15 protein-coding genes, 4 tRNA genes and 5 rRNA genes are annotated in these 23,283 nt (G+C 40.2%); 17 read left to right on the top strand and 7 right to left on the bottom strand.

The window, feature by feature from the left end:
- Positions 1-15: 15 nt before the first annotated feature.
- The 4 genes from ABWU87_RS10295 to rrf (ABWU87_RS10280) all read left to right on the top strand — a co-directional run bounded on the left by ABWU87_RS10295 (position 16) and on the right by rrf (ABWU87_RS10280) (position 3,450).
- A tRNA-Ile gene (locus tag ABWU87_RS10295) sits at positions 16-89 on the top strand.
- 45 nt (positions 90-134) lie between these two features.
- Positions 135-208 (top strand) — tRNA-Ala (locus ABWU87_RS10290).
- A gap of 143 nt (positions 209-351) precedes the next feature.
- Positions 352-3,233, top strand: a 23S ribosomal RNA gene (locus ABWU87_RS10285).
- 106 nt (positions 3,234-3,339) lie between these two features.
- Positions 3,340-3,450, top strand: a 5S ribosomal RNA gene (gene rrf / locus ABWU87_RS10280).
- A 215-nt stretch (positions 3,451-3,665) separates the two neighbouring features.
- On the opposite strand, the gene ABWU87_RS10275 is transcribed toward rrf (ABWU87_RS10280), so the two are convergent.
- Both ABWU87_RS10275 and ABWU87_RS10270 read right to left on the bottom strand, forming a co-directional pair.
- Positions 3,666-4,139, bottom strand: a complete 474-nt coding sequence (locus ABWU87_RS10275) for a hypothetical protein (RefSeq protein ID WP_353330448.1) — start codon at positions 4,137-4,139, stop codon at positions 3,666-3,668.
- A 36-nt stretch (positions 4,140-4,175) separates the two neighbouring features.
- Entirely contained in the window at positions 4,176-4,625 is a 450-nt protein-coding gene (locus ABWU87_RS10270; RefSeq protein ID WP_353330446.1) for a hypothetical protein, read from the bottom strand.
- 517 nt (positions 4,626-5,142) lie between these two features.
- On the opposite strand from ABWU87_RS10270, the gene ABWU87_RS10265 reads away from it, so the two are divergent.
- The gene (locus tag ABWU87_RS10265; RefSeq protein ID WP_353330444.1) at positions 5,143-5,607 is read left to right on the top strand and encodes a hypothetical protein; all 465 of its coding nucleotides are present in this window, start codon (positions 5,143-5,145) and stop codon (positions 5,605-5,607) included.
- A gap of 424 nt (positions 5,608-6,031) precedes the next feature.
- On the opposite strand, the gene ABWU87_RS10260 is transcribed toward ABWU87_RS10265, so the two are convergent.
- A complete protein-coding gene (locus ABWU87_RS10260) occupies positions 6,032-7,207 on the bottom strand; it encodes an MFS transporter (RefSeq protein ID WP_353330443.1) in 1,176 nt (391 codons plus the stop codon).
- 746 nt (positions 7,208-7,953) lie between these two features.
- Between ABWU87_RS10260 and ABWU87_RS10255 the strand changes: the two genes are divergently transcribed.
- The 11 genes from ABWU87_RS10255 to der all read left to right on the top strand — a co-directional run bounded on the left by ABWU87_RS10255 (position 7,954) and on the right by der (position 18,930).
- A 16S ribosomal RNA gene (locus ABWU87_RS10255) occupies positions 7,954-9,476 on the top strand.
- A gap of 120 nt (positions 9,477-9,596) precedes the next feature.
- Positions 9,597-9,670: transfer RNA gene (locus tag ABWU87_RS10250), tRNA-Ile, on the top strand.
- Positions 9,671-9,715: 45 nt separating this feature from the next.
- A tRNA-Ala gene (locus ABWU87_RS10245) sits at positions 9,716-9,789 on the top strand.
- 143 nt (positions 9,790-9,932) lie between these two features.
- Positions 9,933-12,814: ribosomal RNA gene (locus ABWU87_RS10240) — 23S ribosomal RNA — on the top strand.
- A gap of 106 nt (positions 12,815-12,920) precedes the next feature.
- Positions 12,921-13,031, top strand: a 5S ribosomal RNA gene (gene rrf, locus ABWU87_RS10235).
- The 16S, 23S and 5S rRNA genes sit together here with 2 tRNA genes alongside, the layout of an rRNA operon.
- 392 nt (positions 13,032-13,423) lie before the next feature.
- Positions 13,424-14,596, top strand: a complete 1,173-nt coding sequence (locus ABWU87_RS10230; protein ID WP_353330441.1) for a sensor histidine kinase — start codon at positions 13,424-13,426, stop codon at positions 14,594-14,596.
- 155 nt (positions 14,597-14,751) lie between these two features.
- The gene (locus ABWU87_RS10225; RefSeq protein WP_353330440.1) at positions 14,752-15,327 is read left to right on the top strand and encodes a YceD family protein; all 576 of its coding nucleotides are present in this window, start codon (positions 14,752-14,754) and stop codon (positions 15,325-15,327) included.
- 11 nt (positions 15,328-15,338) lie between these two features.
- Positions 15,339-15,524 carry a 50S ribosomal protein L32 gene (rpmF, locus tag ABWU87_RS10220; RefSeq protein WP_073403522.1) on the top strand — a complete coding sequence of 62 codons (186 nt, stop codon included), beginning with the start codon at positions 15,339-15,341 and terminating at the stop codon, positions 15,522-15,524.
- Positions 15,525-15,613: 89 nt separating this feature from the next.
- Positions 15,614-16,618: a beta-ketoacyl-ACP synthase III gene (locus ABWU87_RS10215; protein WP_353330438.1), complete on the top strand. Its 1,005-nt coding sequence runs from the start codon at positions 15,614-15,616 to the stop codon at positions 16,616-16,618.
- 75 nt (positions 16,619-16,693) lie between these two features.
- Positions 16,694-17,575, top strand: coding sequence for a GTPase Era (era, locus tag ABWU87_RS10210; protein WP_353330437.1), 882 nt, complete (start codon positions 16,694-16,696; stop codon positions 17,573-17,575).
- A 41-nt stretch (positions 17,576-17,616) separates the two neighbouring features.
- Positions 17,617-18,930 carry a ribosome biogenesis GTPase Der gene (gene der, locus ABWU87_RS10205; RefSeq protein ID WP_353330435.1) on the top strand — a complete coding sequence of 438 codons (1,314 nt, stop codon included), beginning with the start codon at positions 17,617-17,619 and terminating at the stop codon, positions 18,928-18,930.
- A gap of 164 nt (positions 18,931-19,094) precedes the next feature.
- On the opposite strand, the gene ABWU87_RS10200 is transcribed toward der, so the two are convergent.
- Positions 19,095-19,868 carry an ABC transporter ATP-binding protein gene (locus tag ABWU87_RS10200; RefSeq protein ID WP_353330433.1) on the bottom strand — a complete coding sequence of 258 codons (774 nt, stop codon included), beginning with the start codon at positions 19,866-19,868 and terminating at the stop codon, positions 19,095-19,097.
- On the bottom strand, positions 19,865-20,608 hold the full coding sequence (locus ABWU87_RS10195; protein WP_353330431.1) for an MlaE family ABC transporter permease: 744 nt from the start codon (positions 20,606-20,608) through the stop codon (positions 19,865-19,867). Before ABWU87_RS10195 ends, ABWU87_RS10200 begins: the two co-directional genes overlap by 4 nt.
- 167 nt (positions 20,609-20,775) lie before the next feature.
- Here ABWU87_RS10195 and lptB point away from each other — a divergent pair, with 167 nt between their 5' ends.
- Positions 20,776-21,537, top strand: a complete 762-nt coding sequence (gene lptB / locus ABWU87_RS10190) for an LPS export ABC transporter ATP-binding protein (RefSeq protein ID WP_353334454.1) — start codon at positions 20,776-20,778, stop codon at positions 21,535-21,537.
- Between the two features lie 116 nt (positions 21,538-21,653).
- Here lptB and ABWU87_RS10185 read toward each other — a convergent pair whose 3' ends face one another.
- Together ABWU87_RS10185 and ABWU87_RS10180 are read right to left on the bottom strand one after the other, a co-directional pair.
- Positions 21,654-22,544 carry a CPBP family intramembrane glutamic endopeptidase gene (locus tag ABWU87_RS10185; RefSeq protein WP_353330429.1) on the bottom strand — a complete coding sequence of 297 codons (891 nt, stop codon included), beginning with the start codon at positions 22,542-22,544 and terminating at the stop codon, positions 21,654-21,656.
- Positions 22,545-22,637: 93 nt separating this feature from the next.
- Positions 22,638-22,883 carry an RNA recognition motif domain-containing protein gene (locus tag ABWU87_RS10180; protein ID WP_353330427.1) on the bottom strand — a complete coding sequence of 82 codons (246 nt, stop codon included), beginning with the start codon at positions 22,881-22,883 and terminating at the stop codon, positions 22,638-22,640.
- Positions 22,884-23,283 lie beyond the last annotated feature (400 nt).

The raw sequence follows: 23,283 nt of genomic DNA, 5'->3' as shown, positions 1-23,283 counted from the left end.
GCGGTTTTGAACGACAGTCCTATAGCTCAGTTGGTTAGAGCGCTACACTGATAATGTAGAGGTCGGCAGTTCAACTCTGCCTGGGACTACGAATAATGAGGAAGCACCACAGCGGAAAGCTTCTGAATGATTTCGGGGGATTAGCTCAGCTGGCTAGAGCACCTGCCTTGCACGCAGGGGGTCAACGGTTCGAATCCGTTATTCTCCACAAAAGAGATTCATTTCTCGACAAGATCTTTGACATGATGTACAAAAGCAAATAAAGAAGTAACTTTTTTGAGAAAAAAAGAGCTGAAAGTATATATCGAACCATACGCGGCATGATCAGCAATGTGAATGCCGGTTTGTTTGAAGAAAGTAAGCAAGGGCGCATGGCGGATGCCTTGGCTCTCGGAGGCGATGAAGGACGTGATAAGCTGCGATAAGCTTCGGGTAGGTGCAAATAACCATTGATCCGAAGATTTCCGAATGGGACAACCCAATATCCTGAAGGGATATTATCCATCATAGATGGAGGCGAACGCAGGGAACTGAAACATCTTAGTACCTGTAGGAGAAGAAAATAAATGAATGATTCCGTAAGTAGTGGCGAGCGAACGCGGATTAGCCCAAACCATAGATGTTACGGCATTTATGGGGTTGTAGGACCACGTTGTTGGACTTACATTAGAGAATGGAAGACTCTGGAAAGTGTCACCATAGAGCATGATAGTTGCGTACATGAATCTAATGTATACCATAGTGGTATCCTGAGTAGCGCGGAGCACGAGGAATTCTGCGTGAATCTGCCGGGACCATCCGGTAAGGCTAAATACTCCCGAGAGACCGATAGTGAACCAGTACTGTGAAGGAAAGGTGAAAAGCACTTCGAATAGAAGAGTGAAATAGTCCCTGAAACCATGCGCCTACAAGCGGTCGGAGCAGCTTTTAGCTGTGACGGCGTGCCTTTTGCATAATGAACCTACGAGTTACTGTCACTGGCAAGGTTAAGAAACTAAGTTTTGCAGCCGAAGCGAAAGCGAGTCTTAATAGGGCGTTTTTAGTCAGTGGTAGTAGACGCGAAACCAAGTGATCTACCCATGGTCAGGTTGAAGGTTAGGTAACACTAACTGGAGGACCGAACCGATAAGCGTTGAAAAGCTTCCGGATGAACTGTGGGTGGGGGTGAAAGGCTAATCAAACTTGGAGATAGCTCGTACTCCCCGAAATGCATTTAGGTGCAGCCTTGATAATTACTAATGTGAGGTAGAGCGACTGATAAGATGCGAGGGCTTCGCCGCCTATCAAGTCTTGATAAACTCCGAATGCGCATTAGTTTAATATCAGGAGTGAGGGCATGGGTGCTAAGGTCCGTGCCCGAGAGGAGAAGAATCCAGACCATCAGCTAAGGTCCCGAAATAATTGCTCAGTTGAACTAACGAAGTCAGATTGCTAAGACAGCTAGGATGTTGGCTTGGAAGCAGCCATTCATTTAAAGAGTGCGTAACAGCTCACTAGTCGAGGAGTTTGGCGTGGATAATAATCGGGCATAAGCAATTTACCGAAGCTATGGAACCAGTAATGGTTGGTAGGGGAGCATTCCACTCAGCGTTGAATGTGGAGCGTGAGCTCTGCTGGAGCGTGTGGAAAAGCAAATGTAGGTATAAGTAACGATAAAGGGGGTGAGAAACCCCCTCGCCGAAAGACTAAGGTTTCCTGATCAACGCTAATCGGATCAGGGTTAGTCGGGTCCTAAGGTGTAGCCGAATGGCGAAGCCGATGGCAGAAAGGGTTAATATTCCCTTACTACCTTAAGGAGTGACGTGGAGACGGAGGCGTGACAGTGCCGCCAGCTGACGGAATAGCTGGTTGAAGGGTGTAGATATTAGATTTCCAGGCAAATCCGGAAGACTAGTCGAACCTGATAGTACCGAGAGCCCTTGTGGTGATTGGATAGTGCATGTAAGCATACTCCCGAGAAAATCCGCTAAACTTAATCCTTAAGGTACCCGTACCGTAAACGGACACACGTAGTCGGGTTGAATATACTAAGGCGCTTGAGTGAATCACGGTTAAGGAACTAGGCAAATTGACCCTGTAACTTCGGGATAAAGGGTCCCTCAGCAATGAGGGCGCAGAGAATAGGTCCAGGCAACTGTTTAACAAAAACACAGGGCTATGCAAAATTGAAAGATCACGTATATAGCCTGACACCTGCCCGGTGCTGGAAGGTTAAGAGGAGATGTCATCGCAAGAGAAGCGTTGAATTGAAGCCCCAGTAAACGGCGGCCGTAACTATAACGGTCCTAAGGTAGCGAAATTCCTTGTCGGGTAAGTTCCGACCTGCACGAATGGTGTAATGATCTGGACACTGTCTCAACCGTGAGCTCAGTGAAATTGTAGTATCGGTGAAGATGCCGATTACCCGCGATGGGACGAAAAGACCCCGTGAACCTTTACTATAGCTTAACATTGAATTTGGGTAATTGATGTGTAGGATAGGCCGGAGGCTTTGAAGCAGGCACGCCAGTGTTTGTGGAGCCGCTGTTGAAATACGGCCCTTTGATTATTTGAGTTCTAACTCGTGGTTACGAGGACACTGTTTGGTGGGTAGTTTGACTGGGGTGGTCGCCTCCAAAAGTGTAACGGAGGCTTCTAAAGGTACCCTCAGGACGATTGGTAACCGTCCGCAGAGTGTAATGGCATAAGGGTGCTTGACTGGGAGACCGACAAGTCGATCAGGTAGGAAACTAGAGCATAGTGATCCGGTGTTTCCGTATGGAAGGGACATCGCTCAAAGGATAAAAGGTACTCCGGGGATAACAGGCTGATCGCTCCCAAGAGCTCATATCGACGGAGCGGTTTGGCACCTCGATGTCGGCTCGTCACATCCTGGGGCTGGAGAAGGTCCCAAGGGTTGGGCTGTTCGCCCATTAAAGTGGCACGCGAGCTGGGTTCAGAACGTCGTGAGACAGTTCGGTCTCTATCTATCGTGGGCGTATGAAATTTGCGTGGCTCTGACACTAGTACGAGAGGACCGTGTTGGACTGACCGCTGGTTTACCGGTTGTGCCGCCAGGTGCATCGCCGGGTATCTAAGTCGGGATTGGATAAGTGCTGAAAGCATCTAAGTACGAAGCCAGCCACAAGATTAGATTTCTTAGGGTCGTTGAAGACGACAACGTTGATAGGCTGCAGGTGTAAAGACAGTAATGTCAAAGCCGAGCAGTACTAATTGCCCGTACACTTTCTTCGAGCCTTTGTATGGTTGGCTATATGTTTTGCTCTTTTATTGATAAAAGGGCTTCTTTATTGCTTTTGCATTGTGTTATCTTAATAGAGAGTAAGATCAAAAAAATATTAAGGTGGCTATAGCATCAGGGTTCCACCTCTTCCCATTCCGAACAGAGAAGTTAAGCCTGATCACGCCGATGGTACTGCGTAACAGTGGGAGAGTAGGTAGCCGCCGTTTTATCCGAGTCCCGGTCATGGAAACATGGTCGGGACTCTTTTTTGATGTCAAAAGCCTTTAAGCTGCATACATAGAAACTCATAAAAAAGGACTATCCAAAACCTTATGAAAGCCCTGGATAGTCCATAAATCGTTTGAAAACATATATCTGAACAGCAAAATTGTAAAATGAGAATTTTATTTTTATGCCTCTTTGGAAAGATATGACCTGTTAGCTATATTTGAGGCCGTTGAAATTTGGTCTTGATTTTTACGTATTTTTCGCGTACGTAGTTTTTAGAATCGATTTGACCATTTTTATCAACCGGCCATGTCTGGATGAGAGTGTCTCCTTTGAATTCCATTATCATTTTTACTGTTTTACCTACATATTTCTTATTGACATGATATTGGATATGTTCTTCGTAATTATTTCCATTCAGTGTGTATGAACCTCCCACATAGTTATCAACATATGTTGTATCTTCTTTGAACCGTCCAACAGAAATAAAGTATTTTCCCGACCAGACTTTTACATCTGTACCAGTGACATCTCCCAAAATCTCGAATACAATTGTATCCGCACGAACATATTTTGAATAAAACAGTTGCCACGCTCCTACTTCAGGGTGCTTAACCTCTTTGTTTTTTGCACCACAGCTACTCATGATTAGAATAATCATTAAATAGAAAATATACTTCACTTTCATAATTTAAATGTTTTAGAGGTAATTAGATACTTAAAATCATTTTAGCCTGATGTATTTTTCAACATAGTAATTGGCAGGGATCACTTTTCCATACTGATCTACAGGCCAGGATTGGGTTAGAGTATCGCCCTTAATTTCCAATATCATATTTATGACTGTATTCACAACAAGTTTGTTGTGATGATATAGTACCACTTCCTGATATTGATTGTCTGTTAATTTGTAAGTGCCGCTACCATAAGTGTCACTAAAGGCGGTATCCTGGTCCATTTTTTTTCTACCAACAAAGAAAAAATTATTTTCTGACCATATTTTGAGCTGAGTCCCATTCTTATCAACAGAAAATTTGTTAACCACAGAATCGCCTGACATTTGTTGGGCAAAAACTAATTTCCATGCACCTATGGGAAGAATTTTTTTATGTTGAGTGCAACTGCTGATAGTGAACAGCACGATTAAATAAAAGAAGAATTTCACTGCTTTCATAATTCAATATTTTATCGGTTAGTAGATTTTTAACTAAAAGTGAATTTTATCTATTTGTAAGATAACCATGAGAGTGTATTTCAAATATTCAGCTTATGATCAAAATATTATAATTTTAAAATGTCATAGTGAGAATGAGAGAGAACTTTGTATTGAAAATCATTTTGAAAACTCTTACTGATGTTTTAAGAACTTTTTTCAAAACCTCATTCTACAATGGATTTGCAATAGTTATTTATTGATTATAACAATCATTAATTCAAATAGTTCAGCTTTTAGTTGCGATATTAGTTGAAAATGAAACTGCTTTAAACAGTTTTGATAATTGAATAATGAGAGAGTAAGGACTAATACATAGATTAAGATATTGTTTCTGGTTGTTTCATAAGCCCTTCTTCATTAACGTTGCTTTGTTAATGAATAATTTGTTGTATGATTTAGCATTTTTCTTTTTCATAAGAAAGTTTGTTTATCATGAAATGAATAAATATATTTGGGATATATAAAAATAAGTGAGATGAAAGACATTGATACATATAGACCTGGAAATTTTGTTGTGCTTGAAAACAGTTCAGATCATCCGAGAATTGTAAAAGTGACTCAAATAGAATATACAGATAACGTTATAACTTCTCTGCAAATCAACGGGTCTACTTGGATCTCTAAAAAAGAGATTAAACCAGTGAGTTTGTTCATTGATTGTTTGTTTGATCTTAAATTTTATATAAGTAGCACAATTCGAAGAAATGAGGCTGGCGATTTAATTAAAGTAGATTGTCAAGAAGATATCTATCATTACTATAATGGTAGCTTAGAACTTAAAGTGCATAAGTACGACAACACAATATGGTATGAAAACAGACAAATTCACTACATTCATCAGTTACAGAATCTATGTTCTGATGTAACTGGTGAGTCTTTCATTTTATCAGATCTTTACGAAAATCACTTTAATAAAACATTTTTTGAATTTCAAAGTTAACAATTACCACTCAGGTCTCTGTAATATAATTTTTATACTAGCATCATAGTTGATCTTGGATCAATTTAAGCTGTGCTCTGATTGATTATCAAACTATAGTAAAAACAGAGAAAAGTACTCATTTGGTTAATTTTGATTTACTTCAATTAGCTGCAGTGGATATGGTATAGCACATTGTTTAAAGGAATCTGTTCCTTTTTGATACATCTGCATAAAATATTAATCCCATAACGCATTTTTTGTTCTAACCATCTATTTACATTTATGACGCAGAGTCAAACAAAGAATGAGTTATGGCAATTGATAAAACTGTTCAGGTTCACTGCTATTTTATCACAGTTGGTATAATTTGCAACTTACCATTGCTCAATGCGAAACAGCTGTTTATATGTACGGATTGCTTTATTAAAATAAAAGTTCAATTCTATTTTGAAGAGTATTTGCAGAAGATCATCATTAACAAGGATGACAGTGCTGCTATTGAAGCTCCAAAATAAAATGGAATAGAAGAGTTTATTTTGTCATAAAGTAATCCTGCTATAATACTCGCGGGAAGGAGGGTAATCCCTAGAAGTGCATTGTAAATACCCAAGCCGGTTCCTTTCTTATTTGCATCAAGTATATCGCTTACCAATGCTTTTTGAATGCCGTCGGTTGAAGCTGAGTAGAGACCATAAAGTGCAAATAAACAAGTGATCACTTTGATGCTATGAGTTGCTCCGAATCCCCAATATACAAGAGAGTATATAAGATATCCGATGATCAGAATTTTTTCTTTACCTATCTTATCAGATAGTGTGCCTAAAGGGATGGATAAGGCAACAGCAACTGAGTTCATAATCAGGTAAACAAGTGGAATGTAAGCAACTTGTATTCCCACTTCGTTTGCCTTGACTAACAAAAGAGCATCTGTTGAATTTCCCAATGTGAAGAGGAAGATTATTCCTAAGAGGAAATAATAACGCTTAGGATAGTCTCTAAAACTAAATTTGTCAAGCAACAGTTCTCTTGGTTTTTTACCTTCTTTAATATAAAAAATAAGTACAAATACTCCCAAGATGGATGGTATGCCTGCTAATAAGAATATAAGATGGTAATTGTTTGGGAAAGTAGACAAAAGAGCGAATGCTATCAGCGGTCCTATTATCGCACCTGTGTTGTCCATCGCTTTTTGAAGACCGAAGTTCCTTCCTGATTCTTTATTTTGGTCATAACCAGCTATTAGACTATCACGGGGTGCTGTCCGTATACCTTTGCCAATCCGTTCGATAAAGCGGATATAGAGAACCTGCAGCGGAGTGACAACAAAGGCATAAAGCGGCATTACTATTGCAGAAAGGCTATAGCCTAATATCATCCAGGGTTTGCTCCGCCCCATTTTATCGCTCCAATATCCTGAAAAAGCTTTTAGAAGTGTGGTTGTACTTTCTGCGATACCCTCAATAATAGATAGAGTGGTCTTTGAAGCTCCTATAGATAATAAAAACATAGGCATGATAGAGTATATCATTTTTGTGGACATGTCGGTAAACAGACTTGTTAATCCCGTAAAGAAGATGTTTCTGCTAAAACCGAAAACCTTTTTTGACTGTTGCTTCATTTCCAATTGAATGTTTTTTATGATTAGTCGATATACCCACTCACACTAGTGTACTATAGTTGTACCTTTGCTTAGTTGGTGTATTACAAAGGTATAAGAGTTTTCTGAAATATTGAAATACTTTTCATAATCAGATTCTGTTAATGTGGAGATTCTGTTAGCTGAATTATTGCATTAATCAACTTTTAGCATTTCTAATGCAGTTTTTTTAAATGGAGGGCTCTTCTTCCTTCACGCGCGCGTAATACAATAAGGTAATGCCCTGTTCTCCCTATTTTCCTAATCCGAAAAAATTATGTTATATAACACAATTGAGAACCAGTTGATTAACATTTTGCCTGAAACTTTTTGAGGAAAAAGAGTGTTTTAAATTTGTTTGGTAAGTTGAAAAGGTCTACTTTTGCACCCGCTTTGCAAGAGAAACAAAGCCTTGATAAATGACATGCTGATAACGGTTGCTTTATTCCGAAGCTTGGCTGAAAGGATTTAAAAAAAATAATTCAGAAAAGATTTGGAGGTAAGAAATAAAACCTCTACCTTTGCATCCGCTTAACAATCAAGCACAATTTTGATCGTTCTTTGAAAAGATTTAGATATAAACAATACAAGTAGTACAAGAGCTATAATGTTTCGATGTTAATCGAGATATTTTAGTAAAAAAGATTCAAACCGTCAATATCCCTCCTTATAGGATGAGATATTAAAATAAGAATCGGAATCCTGAACAGAATTAAAAAGAAACTTTTACAATGAAGAGTTTGATCCTGGCTCAGGATGAACGCTAGCTACAGGCTTAACACATGCAAGTCGAGGGGTAGCAGGGTAGCAATACCGCTGACGACCGGCGCACGGGTGAGTAACACGTATCCAACCTTCCCATAACTCAGGGATAGCCTTTCGAAAGAAAGATTAATACCTGATGGTACTTTATTAGGGCATCCTAATTAAGTTAAAGATTTATCGGTTATGGATGGGGATGCGTTCCATTAGATAGTTGGTGAGGTAACGGCTCACCAAGTCTTCGATGGATAGGGGTTCTGAGAGGAAGGTCCCCCACATTGGTACTGAGACACGGACCAAACTCCTACGGGAGGCAGCAGTGAGGAATATTGGTCAATGGGCGCGAGCCTGAACCAGCCAAGTAGCGTGAAGGATGAAGGTCCTATGGATTGTAAACTTCTTTTATAGCAGAATAAAGTGACCCACGTGTGGGTTTTTGTATGTATGCTATGAATAAGGATCGGCTAACTCCGTGCCAGCAGCCGCGGTAATACGGAGGATCCGAGCGTTATCCGGATTTATTGGGTTTAAAGGGTGCGTAGGCGGAAAGATAAGTCAGCCTGTGAAAGTTTGCGGCTCAACCGTAAAATTGCAGTTGATACTGTTTTTCTTGAGTGTACATAAGGTAGGCGGAATTCGTGGTGTAGCGGTGAAATGCTTAGATATCACGAAGAACTCCGATTGCGAAGGCAGCTTACCGGGGTACAACTGACGCTGATGCACGAAAGTGTGGGTATCAAACAGGATTAGATACCCTGGTAGTCCACACAGTAAACGATGAATACTCGCTGTTTGCGATATACAGTAAGCGGCCAAGCGAAAGCATTAAGTATTCCACCTGGGGAGTACGCCGGCAACGGTGAAACTCAAAGGAATTGACGGGGGCCCGCACAAGCGGAGGAACATGTGGTTTAATTCGATGATACGCGAGGAACCTTACCCGGGCTTAAATTGCAGATGAATATGGTGGAAACATCATAGCCAGCAATGGCATCTGTGAAGGTGCTGCATGGTTGTCGTCAGCTCGTGCCGTGAGGTGTCGGCTTAAGTGCCATAACGAGCGCAACCCTTATCGATAGTTACTAACAGGTCATGCTGAGGACTCTATTGAGACTGCCGTCGTAAGATGTGAGGAAGGTGGGGATGACGTCAAATCAGCACGGCCCTTACGTCCGGGGCTACACACGTGTTACAATGGAGGGTACAGAAGGTCGCTACCTGGCAACAGGATGCTAATCTCCAAAACCCTTCTCAGTTCGGATTGGAGTCTGCAACCCGACTCCATGAAGCTGGATTCGCTAGTAATCGCGCATCAGCCACGGCGCGGTGAATACGTTCCCGGGCCTTGTACACACCGCCCGTCAAGCCATGGGAGCCGGGGGTACCTGAAGTACGTAACCGCAAGGAGCGTCCTAGGGTAAAACTGGTGACTGGGGCTAAGTCGTAACAAGGTAGCCGTACCGGAAGGTGCGGCTGGAACACCTCCTTTCTGGAGCGATTCCGTTCTTGGTTTGGATTTCTTGTACTACGGTATATTGTTTAATTTAAAATATAGATTTTAAGAGATAAAGAAAGAAGCCGGGCCGAAAGGCAGGCGGTTTTGAACGACAGTCCTATAGCTCAGTTGGTTAGAGCGCTACACTGATAATGTAGAGGTCGGCAGTTCAACTCTGCCTGGGACTACGAATAATGAGGAAGCACCACAGCGGAAAGCTTCTGAATGATTTCGGGGGATTAGCTCAGCTGGCTAGAGCACCTGCCTTGCACGCAGGGGGTCAACGGTTCGAATCCGTTATTCTCCACAAAAGAGATTCATTTCTCGACAAGATCTTTGACATGATGTACAAAAGCAAATAAAGAAGTAACTTTTTTGAGAAAAAAAGAGCTGAAAGTATATATCGAACCATACGCGGCATGATCAGCAATGTGAATGCCGGTTTGTTTGAAGAAAGTAAGCAAGGGCGCATGGCGGATGCCTTGGCTCTCGGAGGCGATGAAGGACGTGATAAGCTGCGATAAGCTTCGGGTAGGTGCAAATAACCATTGATCCGAAGATTTCCGAATGGGACAACCCAATATCCTGAAGGGATATTATCCATCATAGATGGAGGCGAACGCAGGGAACTGAAACATCTTAGTACCTGTAGGAGAAGAAAATAAATGAATGATTCCGTAAGTAGTGGCGAGCGAACGCGGATTAGCCCAAACCATAGATGTTACGGCATTTATGGGGTTGTAGGACCACGTTGTTGGACTTACATTAGAGAATGGAAGACTCTGGAAAGTGTCACCATAGAGCATGATAGTTGCGTACATGAATCTAATGTATACCATAGTGGTATCCTGAGTAGCGCGGAGCACGAGGAATTCTGCGTGAATCTGCCGGGACCATCCGGTAAGGCTAAATACTCCCGAGAGACCGATAGTGAACCAGTACTGTGAAGGAAAGGTGAAAAGCACTTCGAATAGAAGAGTGAAATAGTCCCTGAAACCATGCGCCTACAAGCGGTCGGAGCAGCTTTTAGCTGTGACGGCGTGCCTTTTGCATAATGAACCTACGAGTTACTGTCACTGGCAAGGTTAAGAAACTAAGTTTTGCAGCCGAAGCGAAAGCGAGTCTTAATAGGGCGTTTTTAGTCAGTGGTAGTAGACGCGAAACCAAGTGATCTACCCATGGTCAGGTTGAAGGTTAGGTAACACTAACTGGAGGACCGAACCGATAAGCGTTGAAAAGCTTCCGGATGAACTGTGGGTGGGGGTGAAAGGCTAATCAAACTTGGAGATAGCTCGTACTCCCCGAAATGCATTTAGGTGCAGCCTTGATAATTACTAATGTGAGGTAGAGCGACTGATAAGATGCGAGGGCTTCGCCGCCTATCAAGTCTTGATAAACTCCGAATGCGCATTAGTTTAATATCAGGAGTGAGGGCATGGGTGCTAAGGTCCGTGCCCGAGAGGAGAAGAATCCAGACCATCAGCTAAGGTCCCGAAATAATTGCTCAGTTGAACTAACGAAGTCAGATTGCTAAGACAGCTAGGATGTTGGCTTGGAAGCAGCCATTCATTTAAAGAGTGCGTAACAGCTCACTAGTCGAGGAGTTTGGCGTGGATAATAATCGGGCATAAGCAATTTACCGAAGCTATGGAACCAGTAATGGTTGGTAGGGGAGCATTCCACTCAGCGTTGAATGTGGAGCGTGAGCTCTGCTGGAGCGTGTGGAAAAGCAAATGTAGGTATAAGTAACGATAAAGGGGGTGAGAAACCCCCTCGCCGAAAGACTAAGGTTTCCTGATCAACGCTAATCGGATCAGGGTTAGTCGGGTCCTAAGGTGTAGCCGAATGGCGAAGCCGATGGCAGAAAGGGTTAATATTCCCTTACTACCTTAAGGAGTGACGTGGAGACGGAGGCGTGACAGTGCCGCCAGCTGACGGAATAGCTGGTTGAAGGGTGTAGATATTAGATTTCCAGGCAAATCCGGAAGACTAGTCGAACCTGATAGTACCGAGAGCCCTTGTGGTGATTGGATAGTGCATGTAAGCATACTCCCGAGAAAATCCGCTAAACTTAATCCTTAAGGTACCCGTACCGTAAACGGACACACGTAGTCGGGTTGAATATACTAAGGCGCTTGAGTGAATCACGGTTAAGGAACTAGGCAAATTGACCCTGTAACTTCGGGATAAAGGGTCCCTCAGCAATGAGGGCGCAGAGAATAGGTCCAGGCAACTGTTTAACAAAAACACAGGGCTATGCAAAATTGAAAGATCACGTATATAGCCTGACACCTGCCCGGTGCTGGAAGGTTAAGAGGAGATGTCATCGCAAGAGAAGCGTTGAATTGAAGCCCCAGTAAACGGCGGCCGTAACTATAACGGTCCTAAGGTAGCGAAATTCCTTGTCGGGTAAGTTCCGACCTGCACGAATGGTGTAATGATCTGGACACTGTCTCAACCGTGAGCTCAGTGAAATTGTAGTATCGGTGAAGATGCCGATTACCCGCGATGGGACGAAAAGACCCCGTGAACCTTTACTATAGCTTAACATTGAATTTGGGTAATTGATGTGTAGGATAGGCCGGAGGCTTTGAAGCAGGCACGCCAGTGTTTGTGGAGCCGCTGTTGAAATACGGCCCTTTGATTATTTGAGTTCTAACTCGTGGTTACGAGGACACTGTTTGGTGGGTAGTTTGACTGGGGTGGTCGCCTCCAAAAGTGTAACGGAGGCTTCTAAAGGTACCCTCAGGACGATTGGTAACCGTCCGCAGAGTGTAATGGCATAAGGGTGCTTGACTGGGAGACCGACAAGTCGATCAGGTAGGAAACTAGAGCATAGTGATCCGGTGTTTCCGTATGGAAGGGACATCGCTCAAAGGATAAAAGGTACTCCGGGGATAACAGGCTGATCGCTCCCAAGAGCTCATATCGACGGAGCGGTTTGGCACCTCGATGTCGGCTCGTCACATCCTGGGGCTGGAGAAGGTCCCAAGGGTTGGGCTGTTCGCCCATTAAAGTGGCACGCGAGCTGGGTTCAGAACGTCGTGAGACAGTTCGGTCTCTATCTATCGTGGGCGTATGAAATTTGCGTGGCTCTGACACTAGTACGAGAGGACCGTGTTGGACTGACCGCTGGTTTACCGGTTGTGCCGCCAGGTGCATCGCCGGGTATCTAAGTCGGGATTGGATAAGTGCTGAAAGCATCTAAGTACGAAGCCAGCCACAAGATTAGATTTCTTAGGGTCGTTGAAGACGACAACGTTGATAGGCTGCAGGTGTAAAGACAGTAATGTCAAAGCCGAGCAGTACTAATTGCCCGTACACTTTCTTCGAGCCTTTGTATGGTTGGCTATATGTTTTGCTCTTTTATTGATAAAAGGGCTTCTTTATTGCTTTTGCATTGTGTTATCTTAATAGAGAGTAAGATCAAAAAAATATTAAGGTGGCTATAGCATCAGGGTTCCACCTCTTCCCATTCCGAACAGAGAAGTTAAGCCTGATCACGCCGATGGTACTGCGTAACAGTGGGAGAGTAGGTAGCCGCCGTTTTATCCGAGTCCCGGTCATGGAAACATGGTCGGGACTTTTTTTTGTTGCTGCATATCATAACCGCTTGCGCCGGATGGCAGAACAATTGTTGTACAAGAGCCAAAACCACGGAATGTTCTGAGTATCCTCAGAAATAATACAGAATGATGGAGTTGTTAATTCTAAACGATAAGATGATCGTGTATAATTAACTTGTAAGGAAAATGTCTTTTTAATCTTTCTGAATCGTCAAGTCTTAGTGTATGCTCAATTAGCCACTGATTAAAGATTATTGAAATAATCTGTTTTGAATACGAAAAATCAGTCTCACTTTTCTCTAGAATGAATAATTTGAATAAACATTGAAATATAATTTGTAATATTGCGTTTTACTAATCAGAAATGTATTAATAATGCAATTTGTAGATCGAATAAAACAGGTAAAAATAGTATTAGTTATTGTTGCAATAGCGATAGCTATTTTGTCGTTGGTTGTTTCTCATATCTTGGTAAAAGATTTATCAGCAGAAGAAAGACATAAAATGGAAGTCTGGTCTGAGGCTATGCGAACATTTAATAATGCAAATGAAGATGCGGACCTGACACTTGTTCTTAAAGTTTTGAATGGGAATAATACAATCCCCGTAATTGTCACAGATAAAGAAGGACGTGTCCAAAGTTACCGGAATATTTCCTTCTCTCCTTCTGATAAAGAAAAGCATTTAAAGGCGCTTGTAGAACGTTTTGGATATCGTAATCATAAAATAAGGATCTACCTTCGATCTCAATCTGATAAATCGAATGCTACTAAGGGCGATTATATTGAAATTTACTATGATGATTCTTTAATGCTTAAGCGGCTGGCTACATATCCTTATGTTCAGTTAGGGGTTGTGATGGTTTTTGTTGTAATTGCCATTTTTGCCATATTAAGTTCAAAAAAAGCGGAACAAAATAAAGTCTGGGTGGGTCTTTCCAAAGAAACAGCACATCAGTTAGGCACGCCTATCTCCTCTTTGATGGCTTGGGTTGAAATACTGAAGGAACGATATGCACAGGATGAGCTTATTTCGGAAATGGGGAATGACATCAACAGATTACAACTGATAGCTGAAAGATTCTCAAAGATAGGCTCCATGCCTGAACCCCAAGCATGTGAACTAAACTCTGTTCTAGACAACGTTATTGATTATCTTTCAAAAAGATGTTCGGGAAAGATTATCTTTGTTAGAGATTATCTGACTACACCTGCTACTGCTAAATTAAATCCGTCACTATTTGAGTGGGTAGTTGAGAATTTGTGTAAAAATGCTATTGACTCAATGGGTGGTCGAGGGAAAATTACAATATCTGTAAAAGATAATGATACGAAAGTCTATTTAGATATAGCTGATACAGGAAAAGGAATTCCTAAGTCTAAATACAGAACCGTTTTCTTGCCAGGATATACTACTAAGAAAAGAGGGTGGGGGCTAGGACTTTCTTTAGCAAAAAGAATTGTAGAAGAATACCATCACGGAAAGATTTTTGTTCGCTATTCAGAATTGAATAAAGGGACAACCTTTCGAATAGAACTTAAAAAATAAATATTTAACCCACATTTATGCTTTATGAGGATTATTATTTGTATCTTTGTCGCCCGAATTGTGTTTAACAACTTGCTTCTAAGGTAAAATTAAAGCATAATCTAATATATGTTTCCGCTTTTTTTATACCTTTGCAAGAAAATATATAATTAGCTTTGGGAAAGTTCGATAAATATAAAGTTGATTTGAAAGCAATGCAGGCAAACTCTTGTACCTATGAGTTTTTGCTTGACAATATATTCTTTGCAAATATTGACGGTCCAGAAGTTCAAAAAGGTAAAGTTAACGTAAATCTTGCTGTTAAAAGAACTACTGGAGTTTTTGAGCTTGTGTTCCAAACTGAAGGAATGGTACTGGTCCCATGCGATCGTTGTCTTGACGAAATGGAGATCCCGATAGCCACTACTGATAAACTATTTGTGCGCTTTGGTAGTGATTATGCAGAAGAGAATAACAATGTTGTTATTGTTCCTGAAGATGAAGGATATATTAATGTTGCTTGGTTTATGTACGAGTTTATTGCTTTGGCAATTCCTATGAAGCATGTTCATGCTCCCGGAAAATGCAATAAAGGTATGGTAGGTAAACTTAGCAAGCATCTGCGAACAACCTCGGATGATGAACTTAATGTTGATGAGGTTGATACTTCGGTTGATACCGAAATTGAGGACGTAGAAGAATCTATAGATCCTAGATGGAATGAATTAAAGAAAATATTAGATAATAATTAAAGTTTAGAAAAATGGCACATCCTAAAAGAAAGCAATCAAAAACAAGAACAGCAAAAAGAAGAACTCATGATAAGGCTGTAGCTCCAACATTGGCAATTTGTCCAAATTGCGGTGAATGGCATGTTTACCACACAGTATGTGGCGCTTGCGGTTATTACAGAGGTAAGCTTGCAATTGAAAAAGAAGCAGCTATCTAATAGCATTTTCAGTATACTTATAAAATATAGCCAGGGAGTATTCTCCCGGGCTGTTTTGTAGTATGCATATTACAATCAAAACAAAATTAATGGAAAAAATTAATGCAGTAATCACAGGCGTTGGTGGATATGTACCCGATTATATCTTGACTAATGATGAGATATCTAAAATGGTAGATACCAATGACGAATGGATTATGACAAGAATAGGGGTCAAAGAACGTCGCATTCTGAATGAAGAAGGGTTAGGTACTTCTTACATGGCTCGAAAAGCAGCAAAGCAGTTAATGCAGAAAACTGGCTCAAATCCTGATGATATTGATTTAGTTATTGTTGCTACTACAACTCCTGATTATCAATTTCCATCAACCGCTGCTATTCTTTGCGATAAACTTGGCCTGAAAAATGCGTTTGCATTTGATTTAAAAGGTGCATGTAGTGGGTTTCTTTATGCAATGGAAACTGCAGCATCTTTTATCCGATCAGGAAGATATAAGAAAATCATTATTGTTGGAGCGGATAAGATGTCCTCAATTACTAATTATACAGATAGAGCCACTTGTCCTATCTTTGGTGATGGTGCTGCTGCATGTATGATTGAACCTACTACAGAGGACTATGGTATTATGGATTCCTGTTTACGTACTGATGGTAAGGGACTTCCCTTCCTGCACTTAAAGGCAGGTGGATCTGTTTGTCCTACATCCTATTTTACAGTAGATAATAAAATGCATTATCTTTACCAAGAAGGTAGGATTGTGTTTAAATATGCTGTATCAAATATGTCTGAGGTAACAGCTTCTGTTGCTGAAAGAAACAATCTGAATAAAGATAATATCGATTGGATTATACCTCATCAGGCAAACATGCGTATCATTGATGCTGTAGCTAACCGTCTGGAGGTTCCAATAGAAAAAGTGTTGGTTAACATTCAGCGCTATGGGAATACCAGTGCTGGAACATTGCCTCTCTGTCTTTGGGACTTTGAGAAAAAGCTGAAGAAAGGCGACAACATGCTCTTTACTGCTTTTGGCGCAGGTTTCACATGGGGAGCAGTATATGTGAAATGGGGGTATGATGGAGCAGATAAATAAGTAAATAATAACCTGATATAAAAGAACGCATCCCATTTTCGATGCGTTTTTTTGTCTCGTTGAATAACTGAATGTATGCACAAAGCTGGATTTGTAAATATTGTAGGTAACCCTAATGTAGGAAAGTCTACGTTGATGAATGTATTGGTTGGTGAACGGATATCGATTGCGACATTTAAAGCTCAGACTACTCGTCATCGTATTATGGGTATTCTGAATACTGATGAAATGCAGATTGTATTTTCTGATACGCCGGGAGTTTTGAAACCTAACTATAAGTTGCAGGAATCAATGCTGAACTTCTCAACATCAGCATTATCGGATGCAGATATATTGCTTTATGTAACAGACGTGATTGAAACGCGGGACAAACATAATGAGTTTATTGAAAAAGTTCGTCAACAGACATTCCCTGTTTTAGTACTTATAAATAAAATAGATTTGATTGACCAGCAAAAGCTGGAAGCATTGGTTGAAGAATGGAAGGAACAGATTCCTCAGGCTGAGATTATCCCTATTTCTGCAATTACAAAATTTAATGTTGATTATGTTATGCGCAGAATTAAGGAATTGTTGCCTGATTCTCCTCCCTATTTTGATAAAGATCAATGGACTGATAAACCTGCACGCTTCTTTGTTACGGAAATTATTCGTGAGAAGATATTGCTTTATTATGATAAAGAGATACCTTATGCAGTGGAAGTTGTGGTTGAACAGTTTAAAGAAGAACCAAAGTTGATTCGTATCAACGCCGTAATTTATGTCGAACGTAATTCCCAAAAAGGCATCATTATCGGCAAACAAGGTAAGGCCTTGAAGAAAGTGGCGACAGAAGCTCGTCGCTCATTAGAGAAGTTTTTTGGGAAATCAGTATTCTTGGAAACCTTTGTAAAAGTAGACAAGGATTGGAGAAGTTCAGATAAAGAACTTAAGAACTTTGGCTACCATTTAGATTAGTATTCACCGACTGTGATAGTCGTAAATTAAAGTTGTAACCTATGGGAAATTTAGTGGCAATAGTAGGTCGTCCTAATGTTGGAAAATCTACGCTTTTTAATCGCTTGACAAAAACTCGTCAGGCTATTGTTAATGACGAAGCCGGGACGACACGTGACCGTCAATACGGTAAATCAGAATGGCTGGGGCGTGAATTCTCTGTAGTTGATACAGGAGGATGGGTTGTTAACTCAGATGATATTTTTGAAGAGGAAATACGTAAGCAGGTTTTGCTGGCTGTGGACGAAGCAGATGTTATTCTTTTTGTGGTTGATGTTATGAATGGAGTGACTGACCTTGATATGCAGGTTGCTTCAATTTTACGTCGTACCAAGTCTCCTGTAATACTCGTGGCAAACAAAACGGACAACAATGAGCTTCAATATAATGCTCCTGAGTTTTATAGCCTTGGTCTGGGAGACCCTCAATGTATCTCCTCGCTCTCAGGAAGCGGTACTGGCGATTTGATGGACTTGATAGTCTCTAGATTCAAAAAAGAGACTCCGGAAATTCTTGATGAAGATATTCCTCGTTTTGCAGTAGTTGGGCGTCCTAATGCAGGAAAATCTTCTATCATCAATGCATTTATTGGTGAAGAAAGAAATATCGTAACCGAAATAGCTGGTACGACACGAGACTCCATCTATACTCGTTATGAAAAATTCGGGTTTGATTTCTATCTGGTGGATACTGCTGGCATCCGAAAGAAAAACAAGGTAAATGAAGATTTAGAATATTATTCGGTGATTCGTTCCATCCGGGCAATCGAAGGATCTGATATATGTATTTTAATGCTGGATGCTACCCGAGGTGTTGAGAGCCAAGACTTGAATATATTCTCTTTGATTCAAAAAAATGCCAAGGGGCTGGTTGTGGTTGTTAATAAGTGGGATTTGGTAGAGAATAAGACCGATAAGGTAATGAAAGAATTTGAAAATGCTATTCGTAGTCGGTTCGCTCCCTTTGTTGACTTCCCAATTATTTTTGCATCAGCACTAACTAAACAGCGTATATTTAAGGTGCTGGAAGCTGCCAAGCAAGTGTTTGAGAATAGATCAACAAAGATTTCAACAGCTCGATTGAATGAAGAAATGCTTCCGCTGATCGAGGCCTATCCCCCTCCATCAACCAAAGGAAAATATATCAAGATTAAATATGTGACTCAGTTACCTAATACGCAAGTGCCATCTTTTGTATTCTTTGCAAATCTACCGCAATATATAAAAGATCCGTATAAGCGTTTTCTGGAAAATAAATTACGCGAAAAATGGAATCTGGAAGGAACTCCTATTAACATATTTATAAGACAGAAATAGAATATAATGAGGGCTGATTCAAAAGTTGAATCAGCCCTTATTATATAATTGACCTCAACGTATGTCTTGTTGTGAACTACTATAGAAAAGCTCTCTAAATTATGGATATTAATATGAACGTTTTTTGATTATATCAGATAAAACTTTTATTTTACTGAAGCATATTATCCTTCAATAATATTTTGAACCTCTACTTCTTTTACCTTTCGGAAAAAATCGGATGCAAAGATAAAGTCGTTCAGTCGCTTGTTGGTAGAAGTGAAAACATCATCTTTAGTACCTTCCCACTCTTTAGCTCCTTGATAAATAAAGATAATCTTCTCCCCGATTCCCATCACCGAGTTCATATCGTGAGTGTTGATAATAGTGGTCATGTTGTATTCCTTGGTAATATCCTGAATCAGCTCATCAATCAGCAGTGAAGTTTTCGGGTCCAGTCCGGAATTTGGTTCATCACAGAATAAGTACTGTGGATTAAGGGCAATAGCCCTAGCAATAGCAACACGTTTCTGCATACCTCCACTGATCTCTCCCGGGAATGCTGCTTTTGCATCCAGTAGATTCACACGTTCTAGACAGAACATTGCACGGTTTGTTCTTTCTTTAAGTGATTTTTCGGAGAACATATTTAGCGGAAACATCACATTGTCAAGAACCGACATTGAGTCAAAGAGCGCTGCACTCTGAAAAATCATTCCCATCTCGCTTCTCAGTAGCTTTTTTTCCTTCTTACCCATCGACAGGAAGTTGCGGTTGTCGTAAAGCAATTCGCCTTTTTCAGGGGTAAGTAATCCCACAATGCATTTCATCAACACAGTTTTTCCAGAACCACTTTGTCCTATAATCAGGTTAGTTTTTCCGTTTTCAAATGTCGCATTTATATCTTTCAATACTGCTCTGCCGTCAAATGACTTATATAATGATTTTACTTCTATCATTTTTTTAAAAGTTGAGTGAGAATAATGTCTGCAAATAAGATTAAAGCACTACTTGTAACCACCGAGTTTGTACTGGCCTTACCTACTTCAATGGAACCGCCCTCAACGGTATATCCAAAGAATGCAGAGACTGATGAGATAATGAATGCGAAAAATAGAGATTTGATGATGCCGCACCACACGTACCATTCTACGAATGAATATTGCAAACCATACTCAAGGTTGGTAGCTGTCATTATCCCGGCAAACCAACAGGTGGAATATGCACCAATAATTCCTGCAAAAATGCTGAAGGTTACCAATATCGGAATAAATATAACGAGTGCTGATATCTTGGGAAGAATTAGGTAGCTAGCAGAATTCACTCCCATTATTTCCAATGCATCAATCTGCTGGGTCACACGCATTGTTCCCAACTCCGAGGCAATGTTTGACCCTACTTTCCCTGCCAGAATAAGACACATGATGGAAGAGGAGAATTCTAGCAGCATGATTTCGCGGGTTACATAACCAACTGTCCAGCGGGGCATCCAGGGGCTTTCAATGTTCAATTTGATTTGTATGGTGATTACTGCACCAATGAAGAAAGAAATCAGCAATACGATGCCTACAGAATCAGCTCCCAGTTGCTCTATTTCAGTAACGAATTGTTTCATGTACATTCTCATTCTTTCAGGGCGAGAGAAGGTACGGCCCATTAGCATGAGATATCTCCCAAAAGTCTTTAAAGCTTTGAACATAATATCTTAATTTGTCGGCAAATGTACACTAATTTATGCATATTTTTGCTACATTTGCCGCAAAATAATGTATAACAATGACTGAAGAACGAGTTACTGAAACAACGGTTGAGCAAAATACTATCGATGAATTGACTGAACAACCGGCAAAACCTGCTGCTGAATCTATTGAAGAGACCAAGATGGTGCTTCGAACAGAGAATCTGGTAAAGAAATACGGAAAGCGAACGGTGGTAAGTCATGTTTCAATTGATGTGAAGCAAGGAGAGATTGTGGGACTATTGGGACCGAATGGAGCCGGAAAGACAACCTCGTTCTATATGACAGTAGGGCTTATTACACCCAACGAGGGACAAATCTTTCTTGATGATCTCGAAATAACTAAATATCCTGTGTATAAACGTGCTCAGAACGGCATTGGTTATCTGGCTCAGGAGGCGTCCGTTTTCAGAAAGATGACGGTTGAAGATAATATTATGGCTGTATTAGAGATGACTAATACTTCCAAAGAATATAAAAAAGAGAAACTTGAAAGCTTGATTGCAGAGTTTCGTTTGCAGAAAGTGCGAAAAAACCTTGGCGACCAACTGTCCGGAGGTGAACGTCGCCGTACCGAAATAGCACGATGTTTGGCTATCAACCCAAAATTTATCATGCTTGATGAACCGTTTGCTGGAGTAGACCCGATTGCTGTCGAAGATATTCAGCACATTGTATGGAAGCTGAAAGATAAAAATATTGGTATCCTGATTACAGATCATAATGTACAGGAAACATTAAGTATTACAGATAGAGCTTATCTCTTGTTTGAAGGAAAGATCCTCTTTCAGGGAACTCCTGAGGAACTGGCAGAAAATAAGATTGTGAGAGAGAAATATCTTAGTAACAGTTTTGTTCTTCGGCGTAAGGACTTTGAAGCAAAAGACTGACTCTTTATATGACAAAAAGAATAGCTGGTTCTCAATTTGCAAGAACCGGCTATTCTTTTACTATAGATATCATAAGAGGTGTTTCTTTAAATATTTAACTTTTATTCAGTCAGTCTTTAGCTTTCTATACTTAATTCAGTTTCTCTGCGATAATATGTCCAGATCTTCCACATGCTAAATGCAAAAAGAATAGATCCTCCTAATGTATACCAAATATTGTTCTGGGTTTTGGATATTGTTTCAATTAGATGGTTTCCTTTGTTGAATGTGTTTGGAGTAAAGATGACGGTCAGAGCATTGTTCATTGCATGTGAAATAACTGGCACCCAAATGCTTCTACTCCAGATGTATAAGTAACCTAGTATCATGCCCAGTACCACTCGGGGAAAGAAACCGAAAAACTGAAAGTGAATGGTACTGAAAATTATCGCAGCAAGTAGTATCCCCCAATGGATACTTTGTGTCCAGTTAATAAAAATTTTTTGAAGTACTCCTCTGAATAATAATTCTTCTCCTACACCTGCCATAACCGCAATAATAAGGATGTTTTTCAAAAAATCACTCCAATTGTTTACATTCAATAACTGTTTGGTGGTATCTTCTGCTGCTTTCTCAGAATCAATCATCCATTTTTCGATTGAGCTCATAAATTCAGGCAGATGAATGCTCTGATTCCAACTGTTAAGCTGATCAATGAGCGGGATAATAGAAATAATGGCAATAACTCCCCATAATAGTATGGAAAAATGGGGAATGCGAAGCTGAAGAGTCATGGATGTAGATTCTTCCCAAAGTAGGAACTGTGCAATCAGAGGTGTGAGAATAAACAGAAACAGATCCTGAATCAGTAATGTAATGCGCAAGATATCTGTTTCTGCCATCCCTGAGAAGAACTGTGGTAGAAGTTTAAGTATTGTTATGCACAGAATGGCACAAAACAAAAATAATAGCGCTAATAGAGAAAGTTGTGCGAATCCTCCGATTTTCTCAAATAGACCTTTTTTCATTCATAGGTAAGTTTAGTAAAACATTATGTAGCAGAAAAAAACCTCCCGTCGGATGAGCGACAGAAGGCTTTCAATTTTCTATAATTCTATTTATTAAACTTTGGGCTTTGCCTCTTTCAGAACTAATGTTCGTCCCTCAAATTCAGCTCCGTTTAATTCTGTAATTGCTTTTAAAGCTTCTTCATCATTTGGCATTTCAATAAACCCAAAACCTTTAGATTTTCCAGTTTCACGATCCATGATAACTTTAACAGATGTTACTGTACCATAGTCTTCCATAATTTGTTGTAAATCTGCTTCCCTAACACGATAATTAAGGTTTCCAACGTAAATATTCATAATTTGACTAATAAGGATAAATAAATTAATAAAACTCTCTGAAAGATGATTTATAATGCAAAGATTCTAAATAACAGAGAGTTTACAGAAGCGTTAATGGGAACGAGAGTAAAAACTATGTGATTGAAATCAAGAACTAATCATCATCTTTACCCGACAAAGAAAAACAATTATTTTGAATAGACAATCTTTTTCTATAATTTTTTTAAATAAAAAGTCTTTTTGATATATCTCAATGGGAAAAGAAATCTGATTATTTTTTATTTACGGACAGAATAGTTTAAATGTCTTTTGATCGATCTGTGTTTTTGTTATTTAATAGCCGTTCAATCTTTGCAGGTTATGAATCTTTTGCTGTATAAGATGTAGGTAATAAACATATTAGAATAGAATTTATGAA

It is taken from the genome of Bacteroides sedimenti (assembly GCF_040365225.1).
Lineage (GTDB): Bacteria > Bacteroidota > Bacteroidia > Bacteroidales > Bacteroidaceae > Bacteroides > Bacteroides sedimenti.
Note: the sequence above shows the minus strand (reverse complement) of the source record. Positions and strands in the feature narration are given on the sequence as shown.

Bases quoted from the DNA above. Each gene is read 5' to 3' on its own strand.
- ABWU87_RS10230 (WP_353330441.1), top strand. From the start codon at position 13,424: ATGCAATTTGTAGATCGAATAAAACAGGTAAAAATAGTATTAGTTATT.
- der (WP_353330435.1), top strand. From the start codon at position 17,617: ATGGGAAATTTAGTGGCAATAGTAGGTCGTCCTAATGTTGGAAAATCT.
- ABWU87_RS10200 (WP_353330433.1), bottom strand. From the start codon at position 19,868: ATGATAGAAGTAAAATCATTATATAAGTCATTTGACGGCAGAGCAGTA.
- ABWU87_RS10195 (WP_353330431.1), bottom strand. From the start codon at position 20,608: ATGTTCAAAGCTTTAAAGACTTTTGGGAGATATCTCATGCTAATGGGC.
- ABWU87_RS10275 (WP_353330448.1), bottom strand. From the start codon at position 4,139: ATGAAAGTGAAGTATATTTTCTATTTAATGATTATTCTAATCATGAGT.
- ABWU87_RS10185 (WP_353330429.1), bottom strand. From the start codon at position 22,544: ATGAAAAAAGGTCTATTTGAGAAAATCGGAGGATTCGCACAACTTTCT.
- era (WP_353330437.1), top strand. From the start codon at position 16,694: ATGCACAAAGCTGGATTTGTAAATATTGTAGGTAACCCTAATGTAGGA.
- ABWU87_RS10265 (WP_353330444.1), top strand. From the start codon at position 5,143: ATGAAAGACATTGATACATATAGACCTGGAAATTTTGTTGTGCTTGAA.
- ABWU87_RS10180 (WP_353330427.1), bottom strand. From the start codon at position 22,883: ATGAATATTTACGTTGGAAACCTTAATTATCGTGTTAGGGAAGCAGAT.
- ABWU87_RS10260 (WP_353330443.1), bottom strand. From the start codon at position 7,207: ATGAAGCAACAGTCAAAAAAGGTTTTCGGTTTTAGCAGAAACATCTTC.
- ABWU87_RS10270 (WP_353330446.1), bottom strand. From the start codon at position 4,625: ATGAAAGCAGTGAAATTCTTCTTTTATTTAATCGTGCTGTTCACTATC.
- rpmF (WP_073403522.1), top strand. From the start codon at position 15,339: ATGGCACATCCTAAAAGAAAGCAATCAAAAACAAGAACAGCAAAAAGA.
- ABWU87_RS10215 (WP_353330438.1), top strand. From the start codon at position 15,614: ATGGAAAAAATTAATGCAGTAATCACAGGCGTTGGTGGATATGTACCC.